The following is a 14,734-nucleotide window of genomic DNA, read 5'->3' on the forward strand; positions in this document are numbered from 1 at the left end:
TCGAATCATCAAAATCACCTTGACAGAGACATCCGTCTTAACTGATGATTTCATCACTAGAGCTGTGGAGGTGGGTGTGCCAAGCACTGACAACGGAGTCGAGGCCGGGCGGATGGTCCGGGTCGGCGACCGCGATATCTACTTCACCGAGGCCGGTGCGGGCCCGGTCGTCGTGCTACTGCACGGCGGCGGCCCCGGCGCCTCCGGACGGTCGAACTACTCGCGCAATATCGAGTCTCTGGCCGGGAAGTTCCGGGTGATCGTGCCCGACATGCCGGGTTACGGGCGCTCCACCAAGCGGGTCGACCACACCGACCCGTTCGGCGATCTCGCCGCGGCGGTCGGCGGACTGCTCGACGCGCTGGGCGTGCACCGCGCCCATCTGGTCGGCAACTCCTACGGCGGTGCTGCGGCGTTGCGGCTGGCGATGGACCGGCCGGAGAAGGTGGACCGGATGATCCTCATGGGCCCCGGCGGAGTCGGCACCACCCGCGCGCTGCCGACCAAGGGCCTCCAGTCGCTGCTGAGCTACTACGGCGGAACGGGACCGAGCCGGGAGAAGCTCGCGGAGTTCGTGCGGGACTACCTGGTCTACGACGCGAGCGCCGTCACCGAGGACATAATCGACAACCGCTATCAGGCCAGCCTGGACCCCGAGGTGATCGAGAACCCGCCACTGCGGCGCCCGTCCGGGCCGGGCGCGCTGCGCACCGTGTGGCGCATGGACTTCACCCGCGACCCGCGGCTCGGTCGGGTCCGGCACCCCACCCTGGTGGTCTGGGGCGCCGCGGACCGGGTGAACCGGCCCAGCGGCGCCCGCATGCTGGCCGACCGCATGCCGAACTGCGATGTCTACCTGGCCGCGCGAACCGGCCACTGGGTGCAGTGGGAACGCGCGGAGCTGTTCAACGATCTCGCCGCGACCTTCCTCGGACCCTCGCGATGAGCGATTTGCTGCGCCCGACCGCCGACGCCTCGATCTACGGTGCGGTCCACCTGGGCTACCTGGCGGTGCAGTCGCAGCGGTTGCCGGATTGGGAGCGCTTCGGCGCGTCGGCGATCGGGCTGCACGCCGATCGGCTCGACGCCGACACCCTGCGATTCCGTCTCGATGACCGGGCCTGCCGTTTCCTGATCCGACGCGGCCCCGCCGAAGATGTGACCGCCTTGGGCTGGCAGGTCGACGACCACGAGACATTCGACCGCATCCTGGCCCGGGTCAGCGACCGCGGCGTGCCGATCGAGGAAGGCACCGCCGAGGAGACCGCCCTGCGCGGGGTGGAACGGCTGTGGCGCTTCCCCGGCCCGAAAGGCATCGCCACCGAGATCTTCACCACCGCGCTGACCACACCCGAGCCGCTGCGCATGCTGAACTCCGGCTGGGTCACCGGCGAAGCCGGCATGGGCCATGTGGCGATCCTGTCGCGGGAACCGGAATCGATGCACGCCTACTACCGCACCCTGTTCGATTCGCGGGTGTCGGACTTCATCGACGAGAACATCTCCGGGCTCAAGATGAAGATCCGCTTCCTGCGGGTCGACGAACGCCACCACTCGATCGCCGTCGCCAATATCCGCGGCATCAAGATCGACCCCATCCGCACCCGGGTCCAGCATGTCAATATCCAAGCCGCCACCCTCGAAGACATGCTCGCCGCCTACGGCCGCGTCACCGATCTCGGGTTCCGGATGGCATGGTCGGTCGGGCAGCACACCAACGACCGCGAACTGTCGTTCTACTGCGTCACTCCGTCGGGCTTCGAACTCGAGGTCGGCTGGAACCCGATCGTCATCACCCCGGAACTCGACGCCGCATGGGCGGCGACGACCTATCAGGGCATCAGCATCTGGGGCCACCACACCGTCTCCGAGACCCCGCTGAACAAGCTCGCCCAGCTCCGCACCGCGGCCGCACGCCTGCGCACCCCGGAGATCACCGTCCCCGAACTCACCGGAAGGCTCGTCAGATGAGCGAATTCGACCACGAGATCGTGATCGTCGGGCTCGGCCCGACCGGCCTGACCCTGGCCAACCTGCTCGGCCGCCGCGGCATCGACGTGCTCGTTCTCGAACGCGAACCCGAGTACTACGGCCTGGCCCGCGCGGTCTACACCGACGACGAATGCATGCGGATCTTCCAAGCCGCCGACGTCGCCGACGAGATCAACGCCGAGATGAACCTCGACTCCACCGTCCAATGGGTCCGCGGCGACGGGAAGGTGCTCGCGCAGTTCAACCAGATCGACCGGCCCCTGAGCTGGCCCGTGTCCAACTTCCTCTACCAGCCCTACCTGGAGAGCAGCCTCGAACGCGCTCTCGACCGGTACCCGCACGTCACCGTGCGCCGCGGGCGCGCCGTGACCGGTTTCGACCAGGACGCCGGGTCGGTGCGCGTCGAGCACGCCGCGTGCACGGGTACCGGCTACGGCAAACGCGATGCGGAGATCGTTCCGGGCAGCACCGAACGGGTGCGGGCGAAGTTCCTCGTCGGTTGCGACGGCGGGCGCAGCATCGTGCGCACCGAGCTGGGAATCGATATGTCGGGCACCAGCTTTCCCGAGCGTTGGCTGGTGGTCGATCTGAAGGCACACGAGGGCGTCGACGCGTTCCGGCACCTGCCCTACTTCGACTTCGTCTGCGACCCCGAGCTGCCGATCGTGTCCTGCCCGCAGCCGGACGGGCACCACCGCTTCGAGTTCATGCTGCGCGAGGGCCAGACCAAGGAGGAGATGGAAGACACCGATACCGTGCGCCGCCACATCTCCCGCTACGTCGACCCCGACGAGGTCGAGGTGCTGCGCAAGCTCGTCTACACCTTCAACGCCGTGGTCGCCGACCGCTGGCGCGAAGGCCGGATCCTGATCGCGGGCGACGCCGCGCACATGACCCCGCAATTCATCGGCCAGGGCATGAATTCCGGTGTGCGCGACGCGGATAATCTGTCCTGGAAGCTCACCACGATCCTGCGCCACGGTGCCGACCCGGCGATCCTGGACAGCTACGAGAGCGAACGCCGACCGCATGCCGAGGCCATGATCGACCTGTCGGTATTCAACAAGAACGTCGTCTCCCTCGACAACCGGATCCTCGCAGCGGCTCGCGACACCCTCATCTCCACCACGGTGCGGGTACCCGGCCTCGGTGGATGGATCCGCCAGGCGAAGATCAAGCCCGCCCCGCGCTTCCGCCGCGGCGCCTACCTGGGCCTGCCTCGCCCGCTGATCCGCGGAGTTCAGGGCAGACTCGCGCCCCAGCCCGAGATCCGCACTCACCACGGCAGGCACCAGCGACTCGACGACACGCTCGGCCTCGGTTTCGCCGTCCTGGGTTACGGGTCCGACCCACGCCGCGCCTTCTCCCCCGCGGACCTGGACGTTCTGCGCGCCCTCGACACCCGCTTCGTGACGGTCTACCCGCTCGGCGGCCGCCCGCAGGGCAAACCGGGCGACGGCCGCGACGACCTCACCGGCGTCGAAGACCACACCGGCGCGCTGGTGCGCTGGTTCCGCCGCGCCCGGTTGCGTCCAGGCGGAGTGGTCCTGCTGCGCCCGGACCGGTACGTCTTCGGCACCGCCGAACCGGCCGAGACCGCCGCACTGGTCGCCGCGCTACGGCATCAACTGCACCTGCCGACCCCGCCTGCCGGGCTCACACAGCCCGCCTCGGTCCGGTTGCCCGAGCCTGCCGCACCGTCGGCCGAGCCCACATCCGCCAATTCGAGGCGGGACGAGTCGGTGTCCGAATCCGCCGCGCACCAGGTGCCTGTCACCTCCGGCCGCGCGGAAGAGAGCCGATGACCTCGGCACCCGACCGGCTCGGAAACTCCGGGCCTTCGCTTTCGGCGCCGGCGGTTGGATCGAACTCCTCGGGTGTCGCGAGAAGCTCGCGCGGAAGCCGGGCCGGCGTCCGGTGCTCACCCGACCGGCAGGAGCAGCCCGGTTTCCGGGTCGTACCAGCGGCATGCTTCGGGAGGCACGTGCAGATTCGCAGTGCCGCCCTCGTCGGCGCGGAAGCCCGGCGGCGCTTGGACTTTCACCGTCTGCCCGCTGAGGCGGGTGGTGAGCAGGGTCGAGGAGCCCAGTGGCTCGAGCACTTCGAGCTCGGCCCGCACTGTCGCGTCCGCGGGGTTGTCGGCCAACACGACGGCCTCGGGGCGGATGCCGAGCCGCAACGTCTTGCCCTCGAAGGAGGACAGCTCGGGAGGAACGGCGAGCGATTGCCCGCCCAGGTCGATGCGCGGCCCGGCTGCTCCGGCGGCGACCGTGCCGGTGAGGAAGTTCATCGGCGGGTTGCCGAGGAAGCCGCCGACGAATTCGGTGGCGGGGTCGTCGTAGACCTCGGTGGGCGGGCCGCACTGGACGATCGCCCCGGCGCGCATCACGGCGACGCGGTTGCCCAGCGACAGCGCCTCGATCTGGTCGTGGGTGACGTAGATCGTGGTGGTGCCGAGTTCGGCGACGAGTCGTTTCAGCTCGGCCCGGAACGACAGCCGCAGCAGCGCGTCCAGGTTGGACAGCGGCTCGTCCATGAGCAGCACGTCGGCGTCCATCACGATCGCCCGCGCTACCGCGACGCGCTGGCGCTGTCCGCCCGACAGCCGCGCCGGGTAGCGGTCCAGGTAGGGCGTGAGCTGCAACAGCTCCGCGGCCCAGGCGACTTTGCGACGGATCTCGTCGGCAGGCACGCCGTGCACGCGCAGGCCGAAACCGATGTTGTCGGCGACCTTCTTGTTGGGGAACACGGCGTAGGACTGGAACACCATGGACAGATTGCGCCGCCGCGGCTCGAGATAGGTGACGTCCTTGCCGCCGATCACGATCTGACCGGAGTCCGGCAGCTCCAACCCGGCGATCATGCGCAGCAAGGTGGTCTTGCCGCAGCCGGACGGTCCGAGCAGCACCATGAACTCGCCGTCGGAGATCTCCAGCGAGACTTCGTCGGTGGCGCGCGCCGTACCGCCGGGATAGGTTTTCGCCAGATCCCGGACCACCACTTCAGCCATCAGCGAACCCCTGTCATCGCAACGTCGTCCCCCACATGTTCACCAGGTAGCGCCGCATCACGAAGATGAACGCCAGCGCCGGGATGATCAACGCGAAGCCGCCCGCGAAGCGGTATGCCGTCGACGCCTCGTCCAGCGCGGTGAGCACCTGCGCGGGCAGCGTGCGGTGCCCGAGTGTCACGATCGTCGCGCCGAGGATCTCGTTCCACGACAGGACGAACGTGAAGATCGACGACGCGGCCAGCCCCGGCAGCGCCAGCGGCACCACGATCCGGCGCGCGGCCTGCCAGCGGCCGCATCCGAAGACCTGGGCCGCCTCCTCCAGATCGGGCGGCACCGCGACGAAGATGCTCGCCGTGATGAGCACGGTGGTCGGCAACGCGAGCGTGGTGTGCACCAGCGTGACGGCGAACACCGTGTCGTACACGTCGACGCGCAGGAACATCGTGGCCAGCGGCACCGAGAGCACAACGATCGGCAAGGCGCGCACGAAGAGGATGAAGACCTGATAGGTGTCTTTGCCGCGAAACGCGTGGCGCGCGAGCGCATATCCGGCCGGCGCGCCGATCACCAGGGACCAGAACACCGTGTAGAGACCGACCAGCACCGAGTTGCCCAGTGCGGCGGCGGTTCCCGTCGCCCGGAAGAACGCGATCAGCGTTTCGGTGGAGAAATCACTGGGGATCAGCGGTTTCGGGAACTCGTTGAGCGCCTCGCGGGAGGACACCGCGGCGAGGCCGATGAGAACGATCGGCAACGCCATGAACAGGCTCACGGCCGAGCAGGCCACCTGCACCCACACCGCGCGCCTGCGGCGCCTGCGCAGCGGCGCGCGATCGACGGGTGGCAGTGCGCGCGACGGGGCGCTGTCCGGGTTCACCGCGCCTGCTCCGGCTGCCGGACCGCCCGCAGGTAGAAGACCGCGGTGGCCAACGAGATCGCGAGCACGATCAGCGAGACAGCGCTGGCGACCGCGGGATTCTGCAGATCGGCGTACCACTCGTAGGTCTCGCCCACCAGCAGCGGAAAGTCCCGCCCGGTCAATGCCTGCGCCACGGCGAACGCCTGCAGGGCCAGGATGGTCCGCAGGATGAGCGCCACCTGCAGACTCGGCCCCAGCAGCGGCAGCGTCACGTGCCGCAGCCGCTGCCAGAAGTTCGCGCCGAACACCTGCGCGGCCTCGTCGTAATCACGCGGGATCATCTGCACGCCCGCCACCACGATCACGAACACCAGAGACGTCGCGCGCCAGACCTCCGCCACCACGACGGCCAGCAGCATCGTGCCCGCGTTCTGGTAGCCGAGCCACTGCACGCCGTCGTCGGAGACTCCGAGGCCGACCAGCAGGGAGTTCAGATAGCCGCGGTTGTCGAAAACCGACAGCCAGACCAGGCCAGCGGCCAATTCGGAGATCGCCAGCGGCAGGCACCACAGGTAGAAGTGGCCGCCGGCGAACCGCGGCCGCGCCTGCATGAGCAGCGCCATGCCGACGGCGAGCGCGAGCTGGATCGGCACGACGATCACGATCAGCAGGACCGTGTTGCGCAGTGCCGTGAAGATGTACGGATCGTCGTACAGTCGCTCCCAGTTGGCGAGGGTGAGTCCGTCGTCGCCACGAAACGCCTCGAGCACGCCCTGCACGAGCGGCCAGCCGAACAGCGCCGCCATCAGGACGATCGAGGGCAGCAGCAGCATCCACGGGGAGCGCAGTCGCGACATCATGGTCAGCCCACCCGGCAGAGTTCGGCGGCGGGATCCGGAGCCCAGCACGGCACCTTCAGGTCGTCGAGGATGCCTTGCAGGACCCGAGCCTGCTGATCGAGCGTGGAGCGGATATCGGCTCCGTCGAGCACGATCGAGCGGAAACTGTCTTTGAAAACCTTGCTCACCTCGCCTTCACGTTGTCCGAGACCCACCGGTGGCAGCGAAAGAATGGCGCCGGGCGCCTGCTGCTGCCTGCGCACCGCATCGGCCTCGAGCTGGATGGCCGGCGGCAGGTCGCCCGGGATAGCCGTGTCGACCGACGGGAAGAAACCGTTGGAACGCAGCAGCCGCAGTTGAGTGTCCGGACGGGTGAGCGTGCTGATCGTCCGCCGCGCCAGTTCGGGGTCCGGGCAGCCCTCGGGAATCGCGAGCCCGGCGATCACGGCCATGTAGCCGAGGCCGTGCGAGCCACGGGGCGCGGGAAGCATCCGCCAGTTGCGCGGGTCGCGCTCGGGGGCGTGGACCACGCGCACGACGTGGTCCCACGCCATGCGCACCTCGCCGCTGTCGAGCGGCTCCTGCATGAAGTCGAAGTTCGTGCTCGCGGGGACGCAGTTCGCCCACAGCTCACGCAGGTATCGCCACGCCGTCACGGCCTCGTTCGAGCGGAAGGTGGTGATCTGCCCGCCGGTGAACGAGGGCAGTAGGAAGCCTTGGACGAAGCGGTGCAGCAGGCCCTTGGGTCCCGCGGGCAGACCCAGCACGGGACGATTGCCGTTGGCGCGGCGCGCGGCGATGGCCCAGTCCAGGAACTGGTCATAGGTCAGCGACGCGGCATCGGCGCCGGACGGCAAATGCTCCAGCGCGTCCGCATGTGCGGCAAGGACATAGCTCGCCGTGGCCCACGGGATGTACCACGTGCGGTCGGTGCCCACCCTGGCCAGTTCCAGGTAGGCGGCGGGCCAGCCGCGGGGGCCGAGGTCGGCGACCAAACCGGTGAGGTCTTGCAAATAGCCGTCGGCGAGCGGCGCGATGTCGCCGTGCAGGCCGCCGAGCAGGCCGATCTGCGTCGCTCCCGCGTCGACCTGGCTGCGGACCTGGCTCGCGAACGGGCTCTCTTCGATGGTCACGTAACCGACGCCGGGCGCGGCATCGGCGAGCAGGCCGCGGAACCGCTCGGCCTCGTCGGCGGGACGGAACTGCGTGGACAGGAAGATCATTCCGCCGTTGCCGCTGGTGGCGAATCCGGTGCAGGCGGCGGACAATGCCGCGGCGCCGAAGCCCGCCGCGCGCAAGAAGGATCTGCGCGTGGAACCGGATACCGGCATGCATGGCTCCTGTCCGGGCACAAAGCGGTTCGGACGAACATAAGGTTGGTCAACCTTAGGGCGCTGAAAGACATTGTCGATTGCCAATGTTGGCGATAGTGCACGGAACGGAACGTCCAGGAACACGCCGATGCCCACCGAGCAGCGGGTGCGAGGGCTACTCGGTGGGCATACCGCCGCGCGCCGGGGACGTACGCGCCGGACAGGGGCGGGTTGAGGGATCCCGTCCGGCGGGCAGAAACGCGTGGCGGCCGGTGCTCCCGTCGAGCAGGCGGGCGGAGTCGGGGCACCGCCACGCCGCTCGACGGGAGCAGGTCATCCGGTGATCACAGCGAGCCCGCGCCGCCGAGCAACCACGGGTTGAAGGTGCACTCCAGATTCGGATGGCCCGCCGGGTCCAGCGCGCGCAGCGCGATGGACAGCGCCCGCGGTGAGTACATCATCGTGAGGTGGTCGGACACGTCCTGTTCGCATCCGTCCTGCAGCGTGATGTTCTGCACCGTGACGCCGGGCGCCGCCTTCAGGAAGGTCAGATCGTAGGGATTGGTGATCTCGTCGTAGCGGGTGCCGACCACGGTGTAGTCGACCCCGGAGACGGTGTCGCCGTTCTCGTTGAGCTTGTTGACGAAGTCCGAGCCGATCGTCTGCTGGATGCCCGCGTGCCCGACGAAGATCTCGATGAAGCCGAGGATGTCGATGCCGAAGTTGTTGATCGCCCGGCCCAGCGCACCGATGCCGTCCAGACTGGTGCCGTGATGCGTGGCGCCGTAGGTGACCAGATTCTTCACCTTGGCCGCGCCGCCTTCGAACTTGGTGTACCAGTTCGACATCGACCCGCCCTGCGAATGCGCGACGAGGTCCACCTCCGACGCCCCGGTCGCGGCCAGCACCCGGTCGACGAACGTGGCCAGCTGCTTGGCCGAGTCCTGGATGTAGCCGGTGCCCATCACCCCGGGCAGCACCGATCCGAGACCGCCGCCCTCGAGCAGGTTGGACCGGCCGTAGTTGAAGGTGAAGGTGCAGAAGCCCGCGTCCTTGATGGGCTGGCCCATGAAGGCGAAGCCGTTGTAGGCGTTCATCCAGGTGCCGTGCACCAGCACCACCGGGCGGGGGTGCTCGGCGGTCGGCTTGCAGCTCCAGTCGTTGGAGCCGGGCGGGGCGACGTCCGGATGGGTCAACCCGTAGCCGAACGCGGCCAGCCACGAGGTCATCGGCGGACCGTAACCCACGGTGTCGCTGGCGTATCCGCCGGAGGATCCCGAGCTGCTGCCGGATCCGCCGTAGCAGTCCCCGGATCCGTTGCCCGACCCTGCGCCGCTGCCCGAGGTGCAGGCCGAGCCGGTGCCCGCACTGCCCGAATCCGCCACCGGCGCGGCCGTGCGGCCTGCCGCGATGTAGTCGGCCAACTGCTGTTCGGTGGGCTGAGCCTCCGGCGCCGCGTTCGCGCCGGACGCACCGACGGCGAGCACCGAAACGCTCAGCAGCACCGCCGCCAAGGACGATCGCCCGTAGGTACTTCGTTTCATGATTTGCCTTCCTGCAGAACCACGGTGTTCGACGACCGGCGCCGTTCTCGCTGGTAGACGGCACCGAAGCTGCGCCAACGCTAGAACCGGAAAACGGGACGGCCTATGCGGAAGAGCTGGATCTGGAGACCTCACGAATGCGTTCGGCCACGGCTAGGGAGACGGCACAAAGCACGCGAAAAGGGCATTTTCGTGAATTCGGCGAATAGGTCGTCCTGCACAAGCCGATGGCGCCGAAACGGTGAATTTTCCAGATCACCAGGCGATTACGGTTCCGCGACGGCCGAAGACCGCATCATGGATGGACGCTGAACCCAGCCATCGGTGGCCATCCGGTGGCTAACCACTGGGAGATCCCGTGTCCGCCACCATGGTTACCCTCGCCCGCACCGTGCTGGGCGCGTTCGCTGTCACCGCCGCGCTCACCAACCCCCCGCACGCCGCCGCGGACGGCCCCGGCTCCGCCGACGCGGGCCCCGCGATCACCGCGCCGTTCGCCCTCATCCCCGCCCCGACGCCGACGGTGCGCGGGCCGGTCACCGCCATCGTCGTGCTCGGCTACGGACTGCTGCCCGACGGCGGCATGCGCCCGGAACTGATCGATCGTCTGCACGCCGGATACGCGCAGGCGCTGCTGGCGCCCTTCTCGCCGATCATCGTGACCGGCGGCAACGCACGCAACGGCGTCACCGAGGCACGGGCGATGGCCGATTGGCTGATCGCCCGCGGCGTCCCGCCCACCCGGATCGAGCTCGAGCCGGAGGCCGACACGACCGCGCAGAACGCCGTGCGCTCGGCCACGATCATGCGCGCGATCGGCGCACGCGACGCCGTGGTGATCACGTCGGCCGACCACATGGACCGGGCGGTGGGCACCTTCCACGACGCCGGGGTGGACGTCGTCGGCACCGTGACCCCCGAGCAGGTGCCGCCCGCACTCTGGCGGTTCGGTCCGCTCCCCTGACGGGAGGCCACCGTCGATTACCGTTTCGCAATACAGGAGCAACCATGAACGAGACCGCGGTGAATCCCGCCGAACAGGCGATGTCGCTGATCGACCATCGTTACCGTTCCATTCTTCGCTACGAGGTGGAACGGGAAAAGATCCGTGAATTCGCCCGCGCCGTCCAGGATTCGCATCCGGCGCATCGAAGCGAGGCCGCCGCGGCCGAACTCGGCTTTTCCGGACTCATCGCGCCCGCGACGTTCAGCTCGATCATTCTCACCAGGGTGCATCGCGAAATACTGGACACGCTGATCACCGGTTACGACCCGACCCGGATTCTGCACGCGGACCAGGTCTTCGACTTCGGCAGGCCGTTGGTGGCCGGTGATCGGCTGACCTGCGACATCTATTTCGAATCGTTCCGGCACTTCGGCGACTACGACGTCCTCGCGATCAAGAGTGTGCTGATCGACCAGCACGGCGCCGTGGTGCAGACCGGTTCCAGCGCGCTGCTCGCGCGCGTCGGCGAGCGTGATCCCGGGTTGGCCGATGCGGTGCGCAAAGTCGCCATGGGTCATCGCTGCGCCGAGGAGCCCCCGGGCAGCACCGTCGTCTCGGCCGCGGCGGACTATCTCGCGCCGACGCCCCACCCCCGGATACCGCGCACGCTTGTCGATTTCGAAGACCTGGCGGTGGGCACCGAGCTGCCCGTTCGCACCATGCGCCTGTCCCGTGGCGACCTGGTCAACTACGCCGGCGTGACCGGCGAATCCAATCCGGTGCTGTTCGACGAACACGTCGCCGTCGCCAGCGGCCTGCCGACCGTGGTCGCCCCCGGCATGCTGAAACTCGGGCTGGCCACCTCGTTCCTGAGTTCCTGGCTCGGTGATCCCGCGGCGGTCACCCGTTTCCGCGCGCAGTTCGCGCACAACACCCATCACCTGCGGATACCGTCGTTGGGGGCGGGCACGATCCACTTCCGCGGCCGGGTCACCTCGATCGATGCGCGCAAGCGGCGGGCGACCATCGCGGTCGACGCGCGCGCCGAGGGACGCAGACTCTTCGGCTACGCCGCCGCCGAAGTGCTCTTCGCGTAGGCGATATCGGGATCAGGCGGCCCGGCCGGACCGCGCGTCCACGCGGTCGCGGTCTGCGCGGTCGGGCGACAGACCGGTGAGCAACGCCAGGCGGCGATGCGAATCCAGCCGCGCCGCGCGATCGTAAGTGCTGGTGTGCACGAGGATCTCGTTCGCGCCCGTCCTGGTCACCAGCCGCTCCAGGTGGTCGGCGACCTCGTCCTCGGTGCCGTACAGATGGCCGCGCAGCCCCTCCTCGACGATTCTGCGCTCCCGGTCGGTCATGGTGCGTGCCTCGATCTCGGCGGGCGGCAGCAGGGGCGGGAACTCGCCACGGGTGCGCGCGTACGCGGCGGACCACGCCTCCGGCAGCAGCAGCCGGTGGGCCTGCGCGGTGGTGTCGGCGATGACGATCGAACCGGAGACCACCACGTAGGGTTCGGCGCCGGCCAGGGCGGGACGGAATTCGGCGCGGTAGCGTTCGATGGCCTCCACCATGCGGTCCTCGCCGCCGGCCGGGGCGATCACCAGCGGCAGCCCGAAACGGGCGGCGCGTTCGGCGCCGGAGCCGGTCGCCAGGAGGAAGGCGGGAACACGCAGTCCCTCGGCGGGCCAGGCGTGCACCCCTTGCCTTCCCCCGGTGAAGTACGCCAGGAGTTCGGCGAGCCGGGCGTCGAAGTCCTCCGCGTCGCGCTTGTCGTGCCCGAGCGCATGCCGCACGCCGTCGGTGAAGCCGACCGAGCGGCCCAACCCCATGTCGATGCGTCCCGGGTACAGCGATTCCAGCACGCCGAACTGTTCGGCGACCACCAGCGGCTGATGATTGGGCAGCATCACGCCGCCCGTGCCGATGCGGATCCGCGAAGTCGCGGCCGCCGCGGCCGCCGCCAGCACGGTCGGCGCCGAACCCGCCACGCCGGGCACGCTGTGGTGCTCCGACACCCAGAAGCGGTGATAGCCCCATTCCTCGGCGAGCCGGGCGAACTCGACGGTCTCCCGCAGCGCGACCGGATGGCTCTGACCGCGCCGTACGCGCGACCGATCGAGGACGGAGAACCGGACAGTGGACAGCGCCGAGGTCATACCGATGTCAACGCGAGCGCGCCGCGCTGATTCCGCCCCGATTCACGGGGCGGCGGGCACGCCGAGCGCCTCCGCCAGCACCCGCCAGGCCCGCGGCAGCTGGGCCTGGAAATCCGGCCAGGTGTGCATGCCCTCCGCGGTGTACTCCACGGTCGCGGGAATCCGCAGCTCGGACAGGCGGGCGGCGAACCGCTCGGTGCAGGCACGGGCGCCCGCCTCCAGCGCCGCGCCGCCGCCCGCGGTGCGCAGCGCGTCCGCGACCGACGGGGAGTTCGCGACCGCCACCAGGTCGGCGCCGGTCGGCAGCCCGGCGGCCGCCGAGAGGTAGACAGCGGTGCCACGCAGGTTCTCCGCATGCAGCAGGCTGTCGTGCGCGGCCCATTCCGGTGAGGACGGCGGGCCCCAGAGATTGTCGACGTTGCCACCGCGCGAGGCGACCGTGATGGTGGTGACCGCGTGACCGAGCGGGTCCGCGGTGGAATAGCACCCACTCATCCCGGCGACGGCGCGATACCAGCCGGGGTGGCGCTGGGCGAGCATCATCGCCGCCTGCGCCCCCATCGACACTCCGGCGATGGCGCGGCGGCCGTCGGTGCGCAGCAGCGATTCCACGATCGGTGGAAGCTCGGTGGTGAGGAATGTCTCCCAGCGGTTGAGTCCCAGCGCGGTGTCGTGGCGGACCCAGTCGCTGTACATGCTGCCGGTGCCGCCGCCGGTGAGCACCACGTCGACCGGTTTGCCCGCGAAGAATTCGGCGGCACCGCCCTTGCCCAGCCAGGCCGAGGTGGCGTCGCCGTCCACGCCGTCGAGCAGATACAGCACCGGGCGTGGCGCCTCGCCGCTGCCGCGCAGCACGTCGACCGAGATGATCCTGCGCATCGCCGCGGAAGCGATGGAGAGCCGTTCATGCCCCTCGGCGACCTTTTCGATCGACAGCAGCCCGGTGCGGGTCATGGCCGGGTCCACCGCGGGCGGCGGGGTCTGCGGGACCGGATCGGCGAACACGGGGGCAGCGGTGACCGCGGCGATGAGGGCCATCGCCGCCGTGGTGATCGGTACGCGCGACCTCATCCTGCCGCAGCGGCCCGTTCCGCTCGTCTGGCCGCCGCGCGCTCGCGCTGCTCCTCGAACCGTCGCGCCTTCAGCTCCAGGTCCTCGAGGTAGGCGTGCAGTTCGTCGCGGGCGCGTTCGCCGTCGCCGGTCAGGTCGGTGCGATCGAAGACATGCCACGCGCGCAGCACCGGGCGAACGACCACGTCGAGATGCTGGCGCAGATCGTAGATGCCGTGCCGGGCCAGCAGCACCGCGTTACGCCGGAAGTTCGGCTGGGACAGTCCGGGCATCTGAAAGCGGGTGACCACAGCGGTGATCGCGCGCAGCGCTTCGTTCGGCACGAGGTCCAGAGCGGCGGCGCTGATGTTCCGGTAGAAGATCATATGCAGGTTCTCGTCGGCGGCGACTCGTTGCAGCATACGCTCGGCGATCCGCTCCTCGCAGGCCGCTCCGGTATTCCGGTGGCTGATCCTGGTCGCCAGCTCTTGCAGCGTTACGTAGGCCACCGAACGCAGGAACACTTGCTGTGTGTCGGGTTTCGCGAAGCCGGTGGTCATCTGCGCCATCCTGGCCCGCTCCAGCAGCACCGGATCAACCGCGCGGGTCACCACCAGATAGTCGCGCATCACGAGGGCGTGGCGGTTCTCCTCGGCAGTCCACCGGCCCACCCAGGTACCCCACACCCCGTCCAGTGAGAACGCGTCCGAGATCTCCCGGTGATACGACGGCAGATTGTCTTCGGTGAGCAGATTGGTGATCATCGCCGTCTGCGCGACTTCGGAAAGTCCGGATTGTCCCGGTTCCCAATCGATTCCGCCGAGGGCGGCGAAATTACGCCCCTCGTCCCACGGCACGTAATCGTGCGGATTCCAGGACTTGGCCTTGCGCAGATGGTCGTTGAGCAGGCGTTCGGCGGTGGGTTCGAGTTCGCGTAGAATATCGCGATCGGTCAACGCGGTGGTCACTCGCACTCCTTTGCTCACCCTCGATTTCAGGGCACATTCGACGATACCGGC

At 69.0% G+C, this 14,734-nt stretch carries 13 protein-coding genes; 5 read left to right on the forward strand and 8 right to left on the reverse strand.

Features of this window, described 5'->3' with window-relative positions:
• The first annotated feature begins 112 nt into the window (after positions 1-112).
• From ACGF7Y_RS27760 to ACGF7Y_RS27770, 3 genes are read left to right on the forward strand one after another with little or no spacing between them, the layout of a single operon-like run.
• Entirely contained in the window at positions 113-946 is an 834-nt protein-coding gene (locus tag ACGF7Y_RS27760; protein WP_393238900.1) for an alpha/beta fold hydrolase, read from the forward strand.
• Complete coding sequence (locus ACGF7Y_RS27765; RefSeq protein WP_393238530.1) at positions 943-1,971, forward strand: VOC family protein; 1,029 nt, start codon at positions 943-945, stop codon at positions 1,969-1,971. The genes ACGF7Y_RS27760 and ACGF7Y_RS27765 overlap by 4 nt, the downstream gene beginning before the upstream one ends.
• Positions 1,968-3,797: a bifunctional 3-(3-hydroxy-phenyl)propionate/3-hydroxycinnamic acid hydroxylase gene (locus ACGF7Y_RS27770; RefSeq protein ID WP_393238533.1), complete on the forward strand. Its 1,830-nt coding sequence runs from the start codon at positions 1,968-1,970 to the stop codon at positions 3,795-3,797. Before ACGF7Y_RS27765 ends, ACGF7Y_RS27770 begins: the two co-directional genes overlap by 4 nt.
• 116 nt (positions 3,798-3,913) lie before the next feature.
• Here the strand turns inward: ACGF7Y_RS27770 and ACGF7Y_RS27775 are convergent, their stop codons facing one another.
• The 5 genes from ACGF7Y_RS27775 to ACGF7Y_RS27795 form a co-directional block, all read right to left on the reverse strand.
• Positions 3,914-5,002: an ABC transporter ATP-binding protein gene (locus tag ACGF7Y_RS27775; RefSeq protein ID WP_393238536.1), complete on the reverse strand. Its 1,089-nt coding sequence runs from the start codon at positions 5,000-5,002 to the stop codon at positions 3,914-3,916.
• Positions 5,003-5,015: 13 nt separating this feature from the next.
• A complete protein-coding gene (locus tag ACGF7Y_RS27780) occupies positions 5,016-5,882 on the reverse strand; it encodes a carbohydrate ABC transporter permease (RefSeq protein ID WP_393238539.1) in 867 nt (288 codons plus the stop codon).
• Positions 5,879-6,724: a carbohydrate ABC transporter permease gene (locus ACGF7Y_RS27785; RefSeq protein WP_393238542.1), complete on the reverse strand. Its 846-nt coding sequence runs from the start codon at positions 6,722-6,724 to the stop codon at positions 5,879-5,881. Before ACGF7Y_RS27785 ends, ACGF7Y_RS27780 begins: the two co-directional genes overlap by 4 nt.
• A gap of 2 nt (positions 6,725-6,726) precedes the next feature.
• Positions 6,727-8,034, reverse strand: a complete 1,308-nt coding sequence (locus ACGF7Y_RS27790; protein WP_393238545.1) for an ABC transporter substrate-binding protein — start codon at positions 8,032-8,034, stop codon at positions 6,727-6,729.
• Positions 8,035-8,360: 326 nt separating this feature from the next.
• Entirely contained in the window at positions 8,361-9,560 is a 1,200-nt protein-coding gene (locus tag ACGF7Y_RS27795) for an esterase/lipase family protein (protein ID WP_393238548.1), read from the reverse strand.
• A gap of 358 nt (positions 9,561-9,918) precedes the next feature.
• On the opposite strand from ACGF7Y_RS27795, the gene ACGF7Y_RS27800 reads away from it, so the two are divergent.
• Both ACGF7Y_RS27800 and ACGF7Y_RS27805 read left to right on the forward strand, forming a co-directional pair.
• Entirely contained in the window at positions 9,919-10,524 is a 606-nt protein-coding gene (locus ACGF7Y_RS27800; RefSeq protein WP_393238550.1) for a YdcF family protein, read from the forward strand.
• Between the two features lie 44 nt (positions 10,525-10,568).
• Positions 10,569-11,603, forward strand: coding sequence for a fused (3R)-hydroxyacyl-ACP dehydratase subunits HadA/HadB (locus ACGF7Y_RS27805; protein ID WP_393238553.1), 1,035 nt, complete (start codon positions 10,569-10,571; stop codon positions 11,601-11,603).
• A gap of 12 nt (positions 11,604-11,615) precedes the next feature.
• Here ACGF7Y_RS27805 and ACGF7Y_RS27810 read toward each other — a convergent pair whose 3' ends face one another.
• From ACGF7Y_RS27810 to ACGF7Y_RS27820, 3 genes are read right to left on the reverse strand one after another with little or no spacing between them, the layout of a single operon-like run.
• The gene (locus tag ACGF7Y_RS27810) at positions 11,616-12,665 is read right to left on the reverse strand and encodes an LLM class flavin-dependent oxidoreductase (RefSeq protein WP_393238556.1); all 1,050 of its coding nucleotides are present in this window, start codon (positions 12,663-12,665) and stop codon (positions 11,616-11,618) included.
• Between the two features lie 42 nt (positions 12,666-12,707).
• Complete coding sequence (locus ACGF7Y_RS27815; RefSeq protein ID WP_393238559.1) at positions 12,708-13,736, reverse strand: alpha/beta hydrolase; 1,029 nt, start codon at positions 13,734-13,736, stop codon at positions 12,708-12,710.
• A complete protein-coding gene (locus ACGF7Y_RS27820; protein WP_393238562.1) occupies positions 13,733-14,683 on the reverse strand; it encodes an acyl-ACP desaturase in 951 nt (316 codons plus the stop codon). The genes ACGF7Y_RS27815 and ACGF7Y_RS27820 overlap by 4 nt, the downstream gene beginning before the upstream one ends.
• Between the last annotated feature and the right edge of the window lie 51 nt (positions 14,684-14,734).

The organism is Nocardia sp. NPDC047654, from assembly GCF_043205035.1.
GTDB lineage: Bacteria > Actinomycetota > Actinomycetes > Mycobacteriales > Mycobacteriaceae > Nocardia.